General features: G+C 71.7%; 17 protein-coding genes. 6 read left to right on the top strand and 11 right to left on the bottom strand.

Features of this window, described 5'->3' with window-relative positions; genetic code table 11:
- Positions 1–179 precede the first annotated feature (179 nt).
- From EWH70_RS20645 to EWH70_RS20630, 4 genes are all read left to right on the top strand, one after another.
- Complete coding sequence (locus tag EWH70_RS20645) at positions 180–983, top strand: alpha/beta hydrolase (RefSeq protein WP_205669189.1); 804 nt, start codon at positions 180–182, stop codon at positions 981–983.
- A 136-nt stretch (positions 984–1,119) separates the two neighbouring features.
- The gene (locus EWH70_RS20640) at positions 1,120–2,289 is read left to right on the top strand and encodes an acyl-CoA dehydrogenase family protein (protein ID WP_130477101.1); all 1,170 of its coding nucleotides are present in this window, start codon (positions 1,120–1,122) and stop codon (positions 2,287–2,289) included.
- The gene (locus tag EWH70_RS20635; protein ID WP_130477100.1) at positions 2,286–4,253 is read left to right on the top strand and encodes an acetate--CoA ligase family protein; all 1,968 of its coding nucleotides are present in this window, start codon (positions 2,286–2,288) and stop codon (positions 4,251–4,253) included. The genes EWH70_RS20640 and EWH70_RS20635 overlap by 4 nt, the downstream gene beginning before the upstream one ends.
- Positions 4,244–5,782, top strand: coding sequence for a thiamine pyrophosphate-binding protein (locus EWH70_RS20630; protein WP_130477099.1), 1,539 nt, complete (start codon positions 4,244–4,246; stop codon positions 5,780–5,782). The genes EWH70_RS20635 and EWH70_RS20630 overlap by 10 nt, the downstream gene beginning before the upstream one ends.
- Positions 5,783–5,786: 4 nt before the next feature.
- On the opposite strand, the gene EWH70_RS20625 is transcribed toward EWH70_RS20630, so the two are convergent.
- Positions 5,787–6,380 (bottom strand): TetR/AcrR family transcriptional regulator, encoded by a 594-nt coding sequence (locus EWH70_RS20625; protein ID WP_130477098.1) that lies wholly within the window; start codon positions 6,378–6,380, stop codon positions 5,787–5,789.
- A 15-nt stretch (positions 6,381–6,395) separates the two neighbouring features.
- Positions 6,396–7,490, bottom strand: a complete 1,095-nt coding sequence (locus EWH70_RS20620) for a winged helix DNA-binding domain-containing protein (protein ID WP_130477097.1) — start codon at positions 7,488–7,490, stop codon at positions 6,396–6,398.
- 155 nt (positions 7,491–7,645) lie between these two features.
- Here EWH70_RS20620 and EWH70_RS20615 point away from each other — a divergent pair, with 155 nt between their 5' ends.
- Positions 7,646–8,638, top strand: coding sequence for a beta-ketoacyl-ACP synthase III (locus tag EWH70_RS20615; protein WP_240687106.1), 993 nt, complete (start codon positions 7,646–7,648; stop codon positions 8,636–8,638).
- On the opposite strand, the gene EWH70_RS20610 is transcribed toward EWH70_RS20615, so the two are convergent.
- The 8 genes from EWH70_RS20610 to EWH70_RS20575 form a co-directional block, all read right to left on the bottom strand.
- Positions 8,622–10,127: an adenylate/guanylate cyclase domain-containing protein gene (locus tag EWH70_RS20610; protein ID WP_240687105.1), complete on the bottom strand. Its 1,506-nt coding sequence runs from the start codon at positions 10,125–10,127 to the stop codon at positions 8,622–8,624. The two genes, EWH70_RS20615 and EWH70_RS20610, sit on opposite strands and share 17 nt — an antisense overlap.
- A gap of 783 nt (positions 10,128–10,910) precedes the next feature.
- Positions 10,911–11,828 (bottom strand): non-homologous end joining protein Ku, encoded by a 918-nt coding sequence (gene ku / locus EWH70_RS20605; RefSeq protein WP_130477096.1) that lies wholly within the window; start codon positions 11,826–11,828, stop codon positions 10,911–10,913.
- Positions 11,828–12,697: a non-homologous end-joining DNA ligase gene (gene ligD, locus EWH70_RS20600; protein WP_338078596.1), complete on the bottom strand. Its 870-nt coding sequence runs from the start codon at positions 12,695–12,697 to the stop codon at positions 11,828–11,830. The genes ku and ligD overlap by 1 nt, the downstream gene beginning before the upstream one ends.
- A gap of 28 nt (positions 12,698–12,725) precedes the next feature.
- A complete protein-coding gene (locus EWH70_RS20595; protein WP_130477275.1) occupies positions 12,726–13,538 on the bottom strand; it encodes a class I SAM-dependent methyltransferase in 813 nt (270 codons plus the stop codon).
- A gap of 45 nt (positions 13,539–13,583) precedes the next feature.
- Positions 13,584–14,375, bottom strand: coding sequence for a SigB/SigF/SigG family RNA polymerase sigma factor (locus EWH70_RS20590; protein ID WP_130477095.1), 792 nt, complete (start codon positions 14,373–14,375; stop codon positions 13,584–13,586).
- Positions 14,372–14,797, bottom strand: a complete 426-nt coding sequence (locus tag EWH70_RS20585) for an ATP-binding protein (RefSeq protein WP_130477094.1) — start codon at positions 14,795–14,797, stop codon at positions 14,372–14,374. Before EWH70_RS20585 ends, EWH70_RS20590 begins: the two co-directional genes overlap by 4 nt.
- A gap of 49 nt (positions 14,798–14,846) precedes the next feature.
- Entirely contained in the window at positions 14,847–15,179 is a 333-nt protein-coding gene (locus tag EWH70_RS20580) for a plasmid stabilization protein (RefSeq protein WP_130477093.1), read from the bottom strand.
- A 22-nt stretch (positions 15,180–15,201) separates the two neighbouring features.
- Positions 15,202–16,170 (bottom strand): baeRF2 domain-containing protein, encoded by a 969-nt coding sequence (locus tag EWH70_RS20575; RefSeq protein WP_130477092.1) that lies wholly within the window; start codon positions 16,168–16,170, stop codon positions 15,202–15,204.
- A 111-nt stretch (positions 16,171–16,281) separates the two neighbouring features.
- Here EWH70_RS20575 and EWH70_RS20570 point away from each other — a divergent pair, with 111 nt between their 5' ends.
- Positions 16,282–17,046, top strand: coding sequence for a sulfite exporter TauE/SafE family protein (locus EWH70_RS20570; RefSeq protein ID WP_130477091.1), 765 nt, complete (start codon positions 16,282–16,284; stop codon positions 17,044–17,046).
- Here the strand turns inward: EWH70_RS20570 and EWH70_RS20565 are convergent.
- Positions 17,024–17,740 carry an antibiotic biosynthesis monooxygenase gene (locus tag EWH70_RS20565; RefSeq protein ID WP_130477090.1) on the bottom strand — a complete coding sequence of 239 codons (717 nt, stop codon included), beginning with the start codon at positions 17,738–17,740 and terminating at the stop codon, positions 17,024–17,026. The genes EWH70_RS20570 and EWH70_RS20565 overlap by 23 nt on opposite strands.
- Positions 17,741–17,747 lie beyond the last annotated feature (7 nt).

Raw genomic sequence — 17,747 nt, 5'->3', positions numbered from 1 at the left:
TTGATTGTTCACAGACCGTACCCAGAATCGATCTCTCACCCGGTTCAGTAACCCGTCACTCGGTGGTGTGACCCGAAATGTGACCAAAAGTAAGCATGAAAAAAACCTACGGATGGACCCACACGAACGGGTGAACGTGTGGGTCCGCACGGAGTGAGAAGCCGTGTCACACTCTGCCGGTGGCGCGGCCGGTGTGGATCTGGGTGGGCAGCGTGCTCGCGGTCGTGGTCCTCGTCGTCGGCCTCGCCTACGCCTTCCAGCGCAAGCTGATCTACCTCCCCAGCACCGCGCCGGTTCCGTCCGCCGCCTCGATGCTCGCCGGTGCGCGGGACGTCGTGCTGCACACCGCGGACGGGCTGGAGCTGGGTGCCTGGTTCCTGCCAGCCAGGACCACCCCGGAGCGTGGAGCCGTCCTCGTCGCGCCGGGAAACGCGGGCGACCGGACCTTTCGCGCACCGCTGGCGGCGGAACTGGCCGCTCGCGGGTTCGCCGTGCTGCTGGTCGACTACCGCGGCTACGGCGGCAATCCCGGGAGCCCGACCGAGGAGGGGCTGACCCAGGACATCCGCGCGGCGCACCGGTTCCTCGCCGGCGCGGGCTACGGCCCGGACCGGCTGCGGTACTACGGCGAGAGCCTCGGCTGCTCGCTGGTCACGAAGCTGGCCACCGAGCAGCCGCCCGCGGCGCTGGTGCTGCGCTCGCCGTTCACCGACCTGCCGGCCGTCGGACAGCGGCAGTACCCGATCCTGCCGGTGCGGCTGCTGATGTGGGACCGCTTCCCGGTGGCGGAGGACGTCCGGCGGATCCGCGTGCCGGTGACCGTCGTGCTCGGTACGGAGGACTCGCTGGTGCCACCCGAGCAGAGCCGCGCGGTGGCCGCCGCCGCGGCCGGGCCGAGCCGGGTCGTCGAGGTCGCCGGCGCCGGGCACAACGACCCGGCGCTGCTCACCGGCGACGCCCTGCTGGACGCCATCACCGCCTGACCTGCCTGTTCTGCCCAAAGCACGTGAAGGCCACCTTCATTACGTCTGACGTGGTGAAGGTGGCCTTCACGAGCTTTTGTCCCGGCCCGAGTCCGAGTATAACTGAGTGGTCAGTCAATTTACCCTGGAGCGCGCCATGCCCCGTGCCGTTCGTGACGCCCTCGACCTCACCCCCGAGCAGCGCGAGTTCCGCGAACTCGCCGCCGACTTCGCCGAGCGGGAGATCCGCCCGGTCGCCCGCGCCGTCGACGACGCCCAGACCGAGTCCCCGCTCGACCTCTGGCGCACCGCGAGCAAGGTGGGCCTGACCGCGTTCATGCTGCCGTCGTCCGTCGGCGGCGGCGGGATCACCGACCTGCTCACGCAGGTTCTGGTCCAGGAGGAGCTGTGCCACGGCGACATCGGGATCGGCAACCTGCTGACGTCCAACGGCTTCTTCGCCGACCCGATCCTCGAACTGGGCACGCCCGCGCAGCAGGAGCGCTGGCTGGCGCCACTGACCGGCGACGACCCGCCGCTGACCGCGCTGGCCGTCACCGAGCCCGGGGTGGGCTCCGACGCCGCCGCCCTGCGCACCAGGGCCGTCCGCGATGGTGACGAGTACGTCCTCACCGGGCAGAAGGCGTGGATCTCCAACGCCCCGTACGCGAAGTGGTTCGTCATCTTCGCCACCGTCGACCCGGGTCTGCGGTCCAAGGGGGTCACCGCGTTCGTCGTCGACCGGGACACGCCGGGACTGACCGTCGGCAGCCCGATCCGCAAGCTCGGCCAGCGGGCCATCGTCAACGCCGAGGTCTTCCTCGACGGCGTGCGCGTCCCCGTAGCCAACCGCCTCGGCGAGGAGGGGCAGGGCTTCTACGGCCTGATGCGGACGTTCGACGCGTCCCGGGTGCTGATCGGCGCGTCCACCACCGGGCTGGCCAGGGCGGCGCTCGACTTCGCCGTCGACTACGCCCGCCAGCGCGAACAGTTCGGCAAGCCGATCGTCGAGCACCAGGCGGTCGCGTTCCGGCTGGCCGACATGGCGTCCAAAGTGGACATATCGCACTTGCTGACCGTCCGGGCGGCCCGGCTGTTCGACGCCGGTGAGGACATCACCGCCGAGGCGGCGACGGCGAAGCTGGTCGGCTCGGAGAACGCCATGTGGTGCACCTGGGCCGCGGTGCAGACGCTCGGCGGCTGGGGCTACTCACAGGACTTCCTGGTGGAGAAGTGGATGCGGGACGCCAAGCTGGAGGAGATCGAGGAGGGCACCTCGGACATCCAGCGGATCGTCATCTCACGGCAGTTGATCAGGCAGCGATGAGCGAGGTGTTCGGCGACCCCGCCTCGGTCGCGGTGGTCGGTGCGAGCGCGGACCCGGCGAAGTGGGGCCACTGGCTGGCCCGCGGGGCACTGGAGGGCAGCGGCAGGCGGCGGGTCCACCTGGTGAACAGCCGGGGCGGCGAGGTGCTGGGACACCAGGTGTACCGGCGGCTCGGTGAGCTGCCCGAGGTGCCCGAGCTGGTGGTGCTCGCTGTTCCGGCCACCGCCGTGCACGACGTCGCCGGCGAGGCGCTGACGCTGGGCACGCGCGGCCTGCTGGTGATCACGGCCGGCGTGCCCGACCCGGCCGGGCTCGCGGCCAGGGTACGTGCGGCCGGTGCGCGGTTGGTCGGGCCGAGCTGTCTGGGGCTCTACGACGCGCAGTCCCGGCTGGAGCTGGCCTGGGGACGGTTCCAGCCCGGACCGCTGGGCATCGTGTCGCAGAGCGGGCAGGTCGGGCTGGAGCTGGCCGGGCTCGCGGCCGCCGCGGGCGTCGGCGTGTCGCGGTTCGTGTCGGTCGGCGGTCAGGCCGACGTGACGCTGGGCGAGATGGTGGAGGGGCTGGCAAGCCACGAGGCCACCCGGGCCGTCGTCGTCTACGCCGAGGGCTTCGGCGACGGCAGGCGGCTGGTGCACACGCTGCGGCGGCTGACCGAGGCGGGCAAGCCGGTGGTGGTGCTGACCGTCGGCGCGAGTGCCGCGGGCAGTGCCGCGGCCCGCTCGCACACCGGGGCGCTGACGTCCACAGTGGACGTCGTCGACGCCGCCTGCCGGGCCGCAGGCGCGGTGCGGGTGACCACGCCGGCCGAGGCCGTCGACGTGGCCCGGTTCCTGCTGGAGGCGCCCGCCGCCGTCGGCGACCGGCTGGCCATCGTCGGCGACAGCGGCGGGCAGGGCGCCATCGGGGCCGACGTCGCGGTGCGGGCCGGGCTGCGGGTGCCGAGGGCGCCGGTGGACCTCGACGGCGCCGGGGAGAAGGACCTGACCAGCTACGCCAGGGCGGTCGGCGCCCTGCTGCGGGACGGCGAGGCCGACGCCGTGCTGCTCACCGGGTACTTCGGCAGCTACGGCACCGACACACCCGAGCTGGGCGAGCTGGAACTGGCGGTCGCCGACGACATTGGCGCGGTCGTCGCCGAGACCGGCGTCCCGGTGGTGGTGCACAGCATGGGACCGGCGGGCTCACCCGCGGTCCGGGCACTGCGGGCGCGCGGGGTGCCGGTGTACGGGACGGTCGACGCGGCGCTGTCCGCGCTGGCGGCGGCGGTCCGGCTGGCGGCGGGCAGGGGCGCCGTGCCGCCACCGGTGCCGGAACCACGGCGGCCGCTGCCCGGCGGCGGCTACCTGGCCGCACGTGAGCTGGTCGCGTCCGCGGGCGTGCGGTTTCCCGCCGGGGTGGCGGTGACCGGGCCCGCCGACGTGCACCCGCGGGTGACCGGGCTGCGGGCGCCCTATGTGGTGAAGGCGGAGTGGTTGCCGCACAAGAGCGACGTCGGTGGCGTGGCCGTCGGGCTGGCCGACGGCGGCGCGGTCGCCGAGGCGCTGGCCGGGATGATCGCGCGGCTCGGGCCGGGGCGTTACGTCGTGGAGGAGCAGGACGTCCGGCCGGATGCCGTGGAGATCCTCGTCGGCGCGCGATGGGATGCCGCGTTCGGGCCGGTGGTGCTGGTCGGTGCCGGTGGGACGGAAGCCGAGCTGTACCGCGACACGACCGTGGAGCTGGGGCCGGTGGACACCAGGCAGGCGCTGGCGATGCTGCGTAGGCTCCGCTGTTACCCGCTGCTGGACGGCTGGCGCGGGCGGGCGCCGCTGGACCTGGTGGCGCTGGCGGACACGGTGTCCGCCGTGTCGTGGGCGCTGGTGGACTCCGGCGCGGGCGAGATCGAGCTGAACCCGGTGCGGGTCGGCGCCGACGGCGTGGTCGCGGTGGACGCGCTGGTGACGGGAGGAGCGGGATGGGCGTGACCGGGGCGGCCGCGCTGGTGCGGTCGCTGGTGGCGCACGGCGTCGAGCTGGTGTTCGGCATTCCGGGCACGCACAACCTGGGCATCTACGCCGAGCTGGGACGCCACGGTGTCCGGCACGTCTCGCCGCGGCACGAGCAGGGGGCCGGGTTCGCGGCCGACGGCTACGCCAGGGTGACCGGACGGCCGGGCGTGTGCCTGACGACCAGCGGGCCCGCCATCCTGAACGCGGCCACCGCCGCCGCCCAGGCCTACTCGGATTCGGTACCGGTGCTGCTGATCTCGCCGGGCGAACCGCTCACGCATCCGGGACGCGGCAACGGATTGCTGCACGAGGTCCGGGACCAGACGGCGGCGATGGCGGCGGTGACCGCGGGCAGCCACCGGGTGACCAGCGTCGAGGAGATCCCGGTCGCCGTCGCGCAGGTGTTCGCCGAGATGTCGGCCGGCCGCCCGCGGCCGTGGCATCTGGAGATCCCGCTGGACCTGATCGACGCCGTGGCCGACGTTCCCGTCGTGGAGCCGGTCGCGGTGCCGGTCGCGCGGCCGGACGTCACGGAGGCCTTCGCCCTGCTGCGGGACGCGCGGCGGCCGGGGGTGATCGCCGGTGGCGGTGCGAAGGGCGCCGCGGCGGAGCTCGCCGCGTTGGGGGCGCCGGTGATGTTGTCGGCCAACGGCAAGGGCATCCTGCCAGCCGACCACCCGTGTTTCGTCGGCGCGGGACTGCAGCACGCGGCGGAGTTCGTCGCGGACTGCGACGTGCTGCTGGCCGTCGGGACCGAGCTGGCGCCCGCCGACCTGTGGAACGGCCCGCTGGCCGTGCCGGGGAAGCTGATCCGGCTGGACATCGACCCGGTGCGGGCCGTGACCAACGCGCGTGCCGACGTCGTGCTGGTTGGCGACGCGGCAGCCACGCTGGGTGCGCTCGCCGGAGCCGTTTCGGTGTCCACTGTGGACCGTGCCGCGGAGTGGCGTGCCCGGGTGTCGGCGCGGGCCAGGGCGGAGGGCGAGCGGTGGCTGCCGATCCTGTCGGCGCTGGAGGGTGCGCTGGGCCGGGACGGCATCCTGGCCGCGGACAGCGCGATGGTCTGTTACTACGGCGCACTGGCCAACCTGCCGACGTACACGCCCGGGTCGTTCCTGTACCCGACCGGGCTAGGCACGCTGGGCTACGGCCTACCGGCCGCGATCGGCGCGAAGCTCGGCAGGCCGTCGGCGCGGGTCGCGGTGCTGCACGGCGACGGCGGGATCATGTTCACCGTCGCCGAGCTGGCGTCGGCGGCCGCGCTGGAACTGCCGTTGCCGGTGGTGGTCGTGGACAACGGCGGCTACGGCGAGATCCGCGCCGAGATGGCCGAGCGGGGCGACCCGCCGCTCGGCGTCGACCTGCCCAGCCCGGACTTCGCCGCACTGGCCCGTTCCCTCGGCTGCCACGGCGTGACGGTCCCCGACCCGGAGGCGCTGCCCGCCCTGCTGACCGAGGCCTTCGCCGCCAACCGCCCCACGGTGCTGCACGTGGCGGGCGCCTGAGTGGTCAGATCAGCAGGTCCTGGTTCACGAAGGCCAGGCAGAGGTCGCGCATCAGCGGGACCGACATGCTGGCCGGGCCGAGCAGGACCTGCCAGGCCAGGCCGTCGATGAGGGCGATCAGCTGGTTCGCCATCCGGGCCGGGTCGCCGTCGCGGACCTGCCCCGCCGCCTGACCGTCCCGAACGATCGCGGTGACCAGGCCGCGCCAGTCGCCGTACATCCGCTCGTGCAGCTGACGCAGCTCCGGCTCCCGCATGCCTTGCGACCACAGCTCCGCCCAGACCTTCCAGGCCTCGATCGTCTCCGGCTGGTCGGGCAGGTACGAGTCGACGACGAGCCGCAGGCGGTCGGCGGGCTGCTCGCCGGTGTCGAGCATCCACCGCCTGCGGTCCAGGGACCGCTGGTAGTTGTACTCGTAGGCGGCGTGCACCAGATCCCGCTTGGTGTCGAAGTAGTAGTGCACGGTGCCGCCGCTGACCCCTGCCGCCTTGGCGACGTCGGACACCCGCAGGTTGACGAACCCGTGCTCGGCGATCACCGCGCACGCCGCACGCAGGATCTGTGCGCGGCGCTCCGCTTCGACGCTGGGCCTGGGCATGACCGGAACCGTACCTCAGTACTCCGCCACGAACCGGATGTCGTGAACGGCGGACGGTTCGGCGAAGCGCAGCAGCCGTGCCCCCGCGCTCGTCAGTGCCGTGCGGTCCTTTGTGGACATCCTGGCGAACTCGGTGACGGTCAGCGTCGCCGAATCCCCGGCCCGCTCGATCCGCCACACCCCGCGCACCACCCCGTCGCACAGCACGGCTTGCGGGATCAGCCCGTTCTTCGTGAAGATCCGCCGCCGGTACTCGTCGCTGATCACCCGCGTGCGGTCCGCGTAGGACAGCAGTGTCTGGTCGAAGCCGCCGAGAAACCGTGGTGGCGCGGGCGTGTCCGGGTCCGGCCGGTCAGCGTCGGGCAGGTCGTACAGCGTCCTGCCCGCTTCGTCGCGGAACGTCCGCAAGTCCAGCCCCTCGACCACCTCGCCGAGCCTGGTCAGGCCGCACCAGGTCTGCACGTCGAGCACGCTCGCCGGACCGAATGCGGCCAGGTACCGCAACACCAGCGCCGCCGGGTCGGGCGGCGCGAGCGGCCTGCCGAGCCAGTCCTGCGCGGTCGCGTACGTCGTCTGACCGGACCGGCCCCACACCCCACGCGGCGGAACCTGGACCAGCGGCAGCAGGTTGCGGGCGATGTGGGCCAGTGTCGACGGGGGCCGGCCGGGCCAGCGCAGCGCCAGCCGCTCGCCCAGCCGCCCGGCCGTCAGCGGTTCGCCGGCGAGCAGTTCGCGAGCGTGCCCGGCGACCTCGGCCAGGTCCAGCCCGGCCGCCTTCGCCGCGTGCTGGGTGTTGGTCGCCAGGTCGCGATCCAGCAGCGGTTGCACCACCGGCCGCCACGCCAGGCCGTCGGCGGCGTCGACCAGGTGCACCGTGCCGCGCATCAGCACGATCCGTACGACCTCGCGGTTCACCAGCAGCTCGGACAGCTGTTCGGGGCGGAATCCGTGCAGCCTCGTCCACAGCGCGTAGTACGGCGGCCACGGCGACTGGGCCTGCAACCCGGCGAGGTGGCGGACCGCGTCGAGCACGCCCAGGTGCGAGCGCCGCAGCAGCAGTTGCCGGGCCAGCATGGCGCGGTTGAGCGCCCGCGGGCTCAGCGTCGTCATGCAGGCAGGCTAGCCAGCCGCACCGACAACGCCGCCGAACCCGGACAAAAACCCGAAAACTCCTCGGAATGAGAGGCCGGTCACAACTGGTCGGTATACCCGGTAGTAGGACCTAAAAGTGTCCTGTACTAGGTCGTTTCTGGAGGGACTAAGCCGTGCCCGCAGCGGTGCTCGCCGGTCTGGGCGCGTCATTGCCCACCCGTGTCGTCGACAACGACGAGCTGTCGAGCAGGCTGGACACCTCGGACGAATGGATCCGCACCAGGACCGGCATCGCGTCGCGACGCGTCGCCGACCCCGATGTGTCCACTGTGGACCTCGCGGTGGAGGCGGGTGAGCGGGCTCTCGCCTCGTCCGGCGACCGGCGGGTCGACGCGGTGGTGCTGGCGACGTCGACGGCCGACCAGCTCTGCCCGGCCAGCGCCCCGCAGGTCGCGTCCCGGCTCGGCTGCGGCGGTGCGGCCGCGTTCGACGTCAACGCGGTGTGCAGCGGCTTCGTCTACGGTCTCGCCACCGCGGCCGGCCTGATCGCGGGCGGGATCGCGCGGCGGGTGCTGGTCGTCGGAGCCGACACGTTCACCCGCATGCTCGACCCGGACGACCGCGGCACGGTGCCGATCTTCGGCGACGGCGCGGGCGCCGTCGTGCTGCGGGCGGGCAGCGCCGACGAACCCGGCGCGATCGGCCCGTTCGACCTGCACAGCGAGGGTGAACTGGCCGATCTGCTGATCGTGCGGGCCGGTGGTGCCAAGGAGCGGTTCTCCGGCAACCGGGCCGACTACTATCTGGACATGAAGGGCACGGCGGTGTTCCGGCACGCCTGCGCGCGGATGGCCGAGTCGTCGCTGACCGTGCTGGAGCGGGCGGGCTGGTCGGTGTCCGATGTGGACCGGTTCGTCGGGCACCAGGCCAACATCCGGATCCTGCAGAGCACGGCCAAGCACCTCGGCCTGCCCGCGGACGCCGTCGTGGCCAACATCGGGCACACCGGCAACACCAGCGCGGCGTCCATCCCGCTGGCCTTCGCCGACGCGGTCCGCGACGGCACGCTCGTGCCCGGTCAGCGGGTGCTGGTCAGCGCGTTCGGCGCGGGGCTCACCTGGGGTTCCACCGTGCTGCGCTGGCCGGACGTCACTCCGGCCGGGTGAGCGCCGCGTAGGTCACCGTCGCCTGCTTGCGGCCCCGCAGCTGGACACGCCTGCCGCGCTTCCAGTTCCGCTGCTCGCTCGGGGTCGCCGCCTCGACGACGGCCGCGCTCGCCAGCAGCCTGCCCGGCACCTTCTTCGCGCTCTCGGTCAGCCGGGCCGCCTCGTTCACCGCGTCGCCGATGACCGTGTACTCGAAGCGGCTGCTGGTACCCAGCTGACCGGCGAACACCGGCCCGGCCGCGACGCCGATGCCCAGGTCCAGCTCGCCGGTGTCGCGCACGGCGTCGCGGATGGCCCGCGCGGCGAGCAATGCCGACGTCGCGGGGTCGGCCAGCCGGGTCGGCGCGCCGAAGACGCACAGCGCGGCGTCGCCCTGGAACTTGTTGACCAGCCCGCCCTGGGTGGCCACCGCGTCGACGACGGCGGTGAACAGCCGGTTCAGCTTGGCCACCAGTTCCTCCGGCGGCATCCGGTAGGCCAGCGCCGTCGAGTCGACGACGTCGACGAACAGCGCCGTGACCTCGCGGACGTCCCCGGACAGCGACGCCCCGTACTCCAGCGCGTGGGTGGCCACCTCGGTGCCGACATGCCTGCCGAACAGGTCCCGCAGCCGCTCCCGCTCCCGCAGCCCGGCGACCATGTCGTTGACCGACGTCTGGAGCATGCCGATCTCGCTGGAGTCGTCGACCGGGACGGTGACGTCGGTGCGGCCGCGGGCCACCTCGTCCAGCGCCACCCGCAGCCGGTGCAGCGGGGACGCGACGGCGCGGGCCAGCAGCGCGGTGGCGAACGCGCCGAGCACCAGGCCGATCACCGCGAGCACGATCAGGCTCGCCGTCGGGTCGGCGTCGCCGAGCGAGGGCGGGGTGGCGACGAACAGCACGCCGAGCATCGGCACGCCGCTGGCCATCGCCCAGGTCAGCACCAGCCGGGTCAGCACGGTGACCGCCAGCCGGCCCTGCGGCGGGCTGACGCTCAGCGCCAGCGTCATCACCGGACGGGCCACCCGCTCGGCGATCAGGTAGGTGAGGCCGACGGTCGTCAGGCCGCCGAGCAGGACGGTCAGGCCGACGCCGAGCGCGTCCCAGGCCGAGCCGAGTGCGCCGGCCAGCGCACCGTGCAGCACGGTGCCGATCAGCCAGAGGGTGCCGCTGACCAGCGCCATGTCGGTCGGGATGCGCAGTGCCCTGCGTGCTTCCTGCTCCGTCGGGTCGCGGCCGAGCACGAACCACACGACCGTCCGCCGCTGCAGCAGGGCCGTCCACGCGGTGCCGACCAGCAGGGCCAGCGCGATGTAGCCGGCGGAGACGACGGCCAGCACCCAGTCCTGGTCGATGTCGCGGGGCGAGCCCTGCAGGGTGAGCAGCAGGAACACCACGCCGGACCCGCAGACGCTCGACCCGACGCCGAGCGCGGCGAAGCCGAGGCTCGTCCGCAGCACGAGCGGGAACCTCTCCGGCGGGGGGCGCCGCAGTCTGATCCTCCGCACGCGATGATCGTAAGCCGCCGGTCCCTGAGACGCCGGGGCCCGGCGGTCAAGCACGTGAAGGCCACCTTCATCACGTCTCAGGTGAGGGTCCCGGCAAAGTTGGGTGGTCCGGAGCGCGTCATTCGCGTTCCGGAAGACGAGACTCGCGGCGAGTGGCCCGTTGGCGCGGGTGCGGGTTCACGGGCTGGGACGCGGGGTCCGGATGGTGAGTGACGTGTTCAGGAACGCGAAACTCGTGCTCCGGCCCGGCACGGCCGCGCGAGCGGCCCGTTCGGCCAGCCGATGACGGGCGGGTCTCGCTATCTGGAACCGTCGTGCCGGAGAGTGGGACCAGGAGGGCGGGAAGGTGCAACTCGCGGGTCGGGAACGGTCGACTCGCGGGTCGGGAACGGAGGACTCGCGCGAACGGCCCGGTCACGCGGCCGACCGGCACCACGTGAGAACCGGCGTCCACATGGTGAGTTCTGCGCTCACGCACGTGAGTTCTGCGTTCCGGCACGCGAGTTCTACGTTCCGGTAAACGAGTTCCACGCTCGAGACCAGCCACCTCGCCTGGCCGCCACCGGACCTTGCCGGGACCTTGACGTGAGACGTGATGAGGTGGCCTTCACGTGCTTCGCGGCCCCGGTGTCGCGGCCTCAGTGACCTCAGTGACCTCAGTGGTCACAGCAGGCGCGGCAGCCTCACCGGTCACCACGAAGGAGACCACCGCGGCCACCGGCGAACGCCCCCAATGCCACATTGGGGGACACGCGACAAGCAACCGGCCCGGCCGCAGACGGGTCAGCCTGCCTTGCGGACGGCCTCCTCCAGTTCCTCGCGGTTCATGCCGGAGCGGCCCTTGACGTCCAGTTCCTTGGCCAGCTTGCCCAGCTCGGTCTTGTTCAGCTTGCTGAGGTCCCGTTTGCGGGACCTGCGCCCGCGCTTGCTGTTCTCCACGCTGCGCGACAGCGCCTCGAACAGGTCGACGACCTTCGTGGCCTGCGCGGGCTCCTCCTCCGGGGTGACCGTGCGGCCAGCCTTCTTGTCCTCGATCAGCGACATGACCCGCTCGGTGTAGGTATCGGTGTACTCCTCGGGCTTCCACTCCTCGCTGAGCGACTCGATCAGGTCCGTCGCCAGGTCCAGCTCCTTGGGCTTGGGCTTGACCTGCTTGGGCAGGGTCCGCAGTTCCTTGGCCGGGTCCCGCAGGTCGGCCGCGAAGTGCAGGGTGTTCAGCACCAGCACCGGGTCACCCGCCCGCACCGCGGCCAGGTACTCCTTGCCCCGCATGACGAACCGCGCGATCCCGGCCCGGTTCGTCTTGTCCATGGCCTGCCGCAGCAGGCCGTAGGCGCGGTGGAACTCCTCCTTCGCCGGGGTCAGCCAGTAGGTCTTGTCGAAGAACACCGGGTCGATGTCCTCGATGTCCACAAAGGATTCGATGTCGATGGTCCGGGACCGCCCCGGCGCGACCTCGTCCAGCTCCGACTGCTCGATCAACACGTAGTCGCCCTTGCTGATCTCGTAGCCCTTGACGATGTCGGAGTAGTCGACCTCCTTGCCGGTGCGCTCGTTGACCCGCCGGTACCGGATCCGGTCCGAGGTGCCGCGCTCGAACTGCCGGAAGTGCACCGAGTGGTCGCTCGTTGCGCTGTACAGCTCGACCGGCACCGTCACCAGGCCGAAGTTGATCGACCCGCTCCAGATCGCCCGTGCCATCACAACCTCCGCATCGCGTCGTGTGCCGATCCGGCGTGCTCACGCAGGTCCCGCCACGGGTCGGCCTTGCGGGCCATCCGGTTGCGCAGCCGGTCGACCGGGTAGCCGGCGGGCTCGGCCCGGCCCAGTTCCGGCCAGTCCAGCGGGGTCGCCACCGGCGCTCCGGCACGTGCTCGGACCGAGTACGGCGCGACGAACGTCTGCGCGTAGCCGTTGCGGTTGACGTCGAGGAAGATCCGGTCGCCACGCTTGTCCTTGCGGATCTCGGTGGTCAGCCGGTCCGGGTCGCGCTCGGCCAGCCGCGTGGCAGCCGCCCTGGCGAACTCGCGTACCTCGTCGAAGCTCGCGTCGCGGGTCAGCGGCGCGGCCACGTGGAAGCCCCTGCCGCCGCTGGCCTGCACGTATGGCGTCAGCCCGACCTCGGTGAACAGGTCCCGGACCCGCCTGGCGACCGTGCGCAGTTCGCCGACCCCGGTGCCGTCGGGTGGGTCCAGGTCGACGACCACCAGGTCAGGGTGCTCCAGGTCCTCCACTGTGGACAGCCAGACGTGCAGTTCCACCGCCGCCTGGCCGGCCAGGTACACCAGGGCGTCGGCGTTGTCGCACACCACGTGCCGCACGGTGCCGCCGTCGCGCTGCGGAACCTCGACGGTGGTGACCCAGTCCGGGAAGTGCTCCGAGGCGTTCTTCTGGAACCAGCCCTCGCCGCCGATGCCGTCCGGGAAGCGGCGCAAGGTCAGCGGACGGCCGGCCAGGTGCGGCAGCATCACCTCGGCGACGCCGCGGTATTGCCCGGCGAGGTCGCCCTTGGTGACGCCGTCGCCGGGGAACAACACCTTGTCCGGTTTGGACACCCGCACGGCGTTCATGCGGCGCGGTTACCCCGTGCCGCCGAGGTCAAAACCGGTAGCGGAGCAGCCTGCCCATCTTCCGGAAGGCGGGAATCCGCATGGCGACGGCCAGCTGGATCTTCGTGGTGGCCGGCAGCCGCCACTTGTCGCCCTCGTCGAAGAAGTCGTTCGCGGCCAGTTCGGACATCAGCGTGAGGCCGAGCGATTCCAGCTCGCGGGGGTCGTCGATACCCCACTTCAGGGTGGCACCCGACTTGCGGACCACCGGGTTGAGCTTCTGCAGCCGGATGCCGAGCGAGCTGAAGCAGTCGAAGACCAGCTGCCCGCTGTCGAAGCGGTCGACGATGGCACGCAGCAGGTTCTCGCCGCCCTGCTTGTCCAGGTACATGGTCAGGCCCTCGGCGACCATGATCGTCGGCCGGTCGGCGGGTACCTGGTCCAGCCACTCGACGTCGGTCACCGAGGTGCCGATGTTGCGGTGGCCCTCCCGCGCCGGGTAGATCTTCTCGCGCAGCTCGACGACGTCGGGAAAGTCGACGTCGTACCACCGCACCCCGGGGCCGGGGTCGAGCCGGTACACCCGGGTGTCCAGACCGCAGCCCAGGTGCAGGACGTTGCACTCCGGGTTGGCCGCGATGAACTCCGCGGTCCAGCGGTCGATCGGCTTGGCCCGGAACACGACGCTGAGTGCCAGCTGCTGGTTCACGCCGAGCCGGTCGAAGTCGTAGTCGATCCTGCCGACCGCCTCCTCGGCGGCCTTGTCACCGAGCACCGGGTCGGGTGAGCGGCTGTCCAGCGCCCTGCCGTACAGCGTGCCGAGCATGGTCGCGCGGGCCTCGGTGAAATGGACCTTCTCCATGTGGAGCGCTCCGATCATCACAAGTTTTAGAAACTTGTGAAAAGACTACTCCGTCCCGTCCGGCTCCGACAGTCCGGCTCGCAGCTGCTGCAGCGTGCGCGCGAGCAGGCGGGAGACGTGCATCTGCGACACGCCGATGCGTTCGGCGATCTGGGTCTGCGTGAGGTTGTGCACGAACCGCAGGGCGAGGATCTTGCGTTCCCGCTCCGGCAGCTTGCTGACCAGCGGATGGAGCACCTCGTAGTTCTCCACGCTGGTCAGGCCGCTGTCCTCCTCGCCGAGCGTGTCGCCCAGCGACATGCTGTCCGAGTCCGCACCGGTCAGGACGTCGTCCAGCGACATCGAGTGATACGCGTTACCCGCCTCCAGGCCCTCGTGCACCTCGTCGATCCCGATGTCGAGGTGGGCGGCCAGCTCGCTGGGCGTCGGCGCCCGGCCCAGCCGCTGGGACAGCTCGGTGCTCGCCGCGCCCAGCGTCAGGTGCAGCTCCTTCAGCCGCCGCGGTACCCGGATCACCCAGCCGGTGTCGCGGAAGTGCCTGCGGACCTCGCCCATCACCGTCGGGACGGCGAAGGACAGGAAGTCGAACCCGCGTGCGGGGTCGAACCGGTCCACCGCGTTGATCAGGCCGACCCTGGCGACCTGCACCAGGTCCTCCTTGGCCACGCCACGGCCGGAGAAGCGCTGCGCGATGTGCTCGGCCAGCGGCAGGTGGCCGGTCACCAGCTCGTCGCGCAGGGTGGCGCGGCGCGGGTCGTTCTCGTCGAGCTCGGCCAGTTCGGTGAACAGCGGGGCGAGGTGTGCGTAGTCGTCCCCGCCCTCCGGCGGTCGGGTCACGCGTCGACCGCCGGCCGCCGTTTCGCCAGCGCGATGTGCACCACGTGACCGGTTCCGTCGGCCTCGGCCCAGCTGGTCGCCTCGTCCGCCAGGGTGGTCAGCACCTTCCAGCCGAACGACCCGGTGTCGGGCACCGCCCGATCGGCCGACAGCACCGCGCCGTGGAAGCGCAGCTGGTCGTCGTCGAAGGTGAAGCGGCAACGCATGGACGAGCCGGTGGTCGCCCGGGTGATCAGCTCCGAGCAGGCCTCGTCGACGGCCAGCCGGAGGTCGGCGATCGTGTCCAGGTCGAAGTCCGCCCGCATCGCGATGTTCGACGCGACCCCGCGGATGATCGGCAGGTGAGCCAGATCCGCGCCGAGGCGGATCTCGATGTCGTTGCGGTCACCGAGATCACTCGGCGGTGGGTCCTTCTCGATCACGTGGTTCCCCTCAGCGCAAGCCTGCCGGACCGTTGAAGCTTAGAGCGATTCACCGTCCGAGCGCGCGCTGCAGCTCCTTCTTCGTCATCCGCGAACGACCCTTGATGTTGCGCTTCTTGGCGTCGTTGTAGAGCTGTTCCTTGGTCGGGCCGCCGGGTCCCTTGCGGTTGCCGGAACGCTCGCCGCCACGCTTCTGCGGCGACTTGTCCTTCAGCGAGGTCTTGCTGGCCTGCTTGGACTCGCCGCTGCGGGCACGGTTCTTGTTCACCGTTCGCGCGGCGATCTCCTCGGCCCTGTCCTCGCTGGCGCCCCGCTTCTTCTGCCCGGACTTGATGTGTTCGTACTGGCGTTCTCGCTTGTTGCTCCATGCCTGCTGCGGCATCGTGCACCTCCTGGTTGTTGTTTCACGCGTGCCTGAGCAGCGCGCCGACTCCCTCGGTCAGTTCGAGTTCGCCGCCCACGTGTTCCAGCTGGGCGCCCGTGCGCAGCGCGGCGTAGGGCAGTCGTTCGTCGTCCGGCGTTTCCGGGTCGCTGACGAGCAGCGTGTCCACGTTGGCCTCGCGCAGCGCCGCGTCGACGGCCGTCACGCCGGAGACGGCGAGGCCGTGGGCGGCGCCCCGGTGGAACCGCTCGGCGGTCTCCGCCCGCTGGGCCCTGCGGCGCTCGCCGAGCAGCTCGGCCAGCCTGCCGTCCAGCTCGGGGCCGCCGGGCAGTTCCTCGACCGGACCGTCGATCTGCTCGCGTACCGCCGTGCGGGCCTGGACCTCGCCGGCCAGCACGACCAGCTCGGCGCCGGTCCGCCGGGCCGCGGCGGTGATCTCCGCCGCGATGTCGGCCGCGTTGTGCCGGACGGTTTCCTCGGCGCGGTTCTGGATGTCGTGGTGCGCGGCGCCACCGCCGCGGACCTTGTGGACCGGGTGCGACCGGCCCTCGGCGGTGTGGACGCCGGTCACCCGGCCGTGCTCGTCGACCGTGGTGATCCGGGCGCCGGTCCGGTCCACCTCGGCGACCACGTGTGCCGGGCCGCGTTCCTGCCCGCGGGTGAGCGGGATCAGGTACGGCATGGACGACACCCGTGCCACCGGCTGATCCGGTGAGTCGGTCAGCCACTCGTCGATCACCAGCCGGTCCCGTGCCGCCACCAGTGCCCTGCCTGCCCTGCCGACCGGGCGTTCACCGTCCAGGACCGCCTGTTCGAGGGCCTCCAGTGCCGGTGCGGGCGTGCCCTGGTCGGCCAGTTGCTCGCGGATGCCGCGCCAGAGCAGTTCCAGCTTCTTCGCGGCGTCCTCGGTGTCGTGGCGGTGGGTGAAGTAGACCGAGCTGAACGGGCCGTCGGTGCTGGCCAGTTCGCGCAGGGTCGTGGTGTCGGGCATCGTCGCCGCTCGCCTCCTCACGTCGATCAGCCGGGTACTACCCGCGCCGTTGACGACAGAAACGTCACACCTGGGTGCTTTCGGGTACCCCGGCGTGCTTAAGGTGCGCCGGTGACGTGGTGGCATGCGGTGGTGATCCTGCTGGCCGGGGTCTGGGCGGGAACGATCAACGCAGTGGTGGGCTCCGGCACGCTCGTCACGTTCCCCACGCTGGTCGCGCTGGGCTACCCGCCGATCACCGCTACCACGTCGAACGCCATCGGCCTGGTGCCCGGCACGATCAGCGGCGCCATCGGCTACCGCAAGGAGCTGGGCGGGCAGGCCCGCAGGCTGGTGATCTACGGCGTGGCCTCGTTCCTCGGCGCCATCGGCGGGGCACTGCTGCTGCTGAAGCTGCCGAAGGACGCGTTCGAGACGATCGTGCCCGTCCTCGTCGGACTTGCCGTCGTGCTGGTGATCGTGCAGCCGAAGGTGTCCGCGTGGGTGGCCGGACGGGACGACTCCGGCGCGCCGGACCGCAACCGGTACAGCGTGCTGCTGCTGGTCCTGATCGGGCTCATCGGTGTCTACGGCGGATACTTCACCGCCGCGCAGGGCGTGATGCTGATGGCGGTGATGGGCATGATGCTCAGTGACCCGCTGCAGCGGCTCAACGGGATCAAGAACGTCCTGTCCGCCATCGTCAACGTCGTGGCGGGCGCCATCTACGCCGTCGTCGCCCCGGTCGACTGGATCGTCGTGGGCATCCTGGCCGTCGGCTCGACGGCGGGCGGGATACTCGGGTCCTGGATCGGCCGCAAGCTCCCGCCCGCCGCCCTGCGCGCGGTGATCGTGGTCGTCGGCGTGGCGGCCGTCATCCAGCTGGTGCTGCGCTGACCGTTCCTACATGGTGGTAGCGCCGCACCGAACCGCCGACGTTGCCCGGGAAGTTCTGCACCCGGTGCCACAGCGGGCTCGGCGAGCCGATGCCGTCACCGGGCGCGGCCAGCGCGTCGATGTGGTGCTGCTCGGTCTCCCACTCGGCGTAGTTGATCACTTTGACGCCGTCGTTGCTGGTGTGGAAGTACGCCGCGATCCCGCCCTCGGGCAACGTGCCACCGGCGCGGTCGGCGTCCAGTGCCGCGAAGACGCTGTCCACCCATTCCCGCTGCCGCGCCGGATCCGGGCCGTCGAAGATCATCGTGACCAGCACGATGATCCCGGCCACCCGCGTGTCGCCCTCGGTGCGCCCGCCGCGGTAGAGCGTGTAGTCGTCGACGCCGTGCCGCTCGATCTCCGGCACCTCGGCGAGAATCTCCCGCTGCCGTGCGGGATCCGTCTCGCGGAACCGGGCGACGGCGCCGGTGTCCGTCCACTGTGAATAGTGCAGGACCCGCTCGCCGTCGGTGCTGGTGTAGACGCTGTGCGAGAGCAGGCCGTCGGGCAGCGGGTGCCGGTCCCACGCGCGCAGTGCGGCGTCGGCGGCGGCCCGCTGCCGGTCGGCGGGCACGGTCCACTCACTCGCCAGCACGACGCCGGAGTCGGCGCGGCCGGGGTCGGGCAGGGTCTCGGTCAGCTGTGCGTTCGTCATGCGCCCA

This window comes from Amycolatopsis suaedae (assembly GCF_004214935.1).
Lineage (GTDB): Bacteria > Actinomycetota > Actinomycetes > Mycobacteriales > Pseudonocardiaceae > Amycolatopsis > Amycolatopsis suaedae.
The sequence above is the reverse complement of the archived record's forward strand: the minus strand, read 5'-3'. Positions and strand labels throughout refer to the sequence as shown.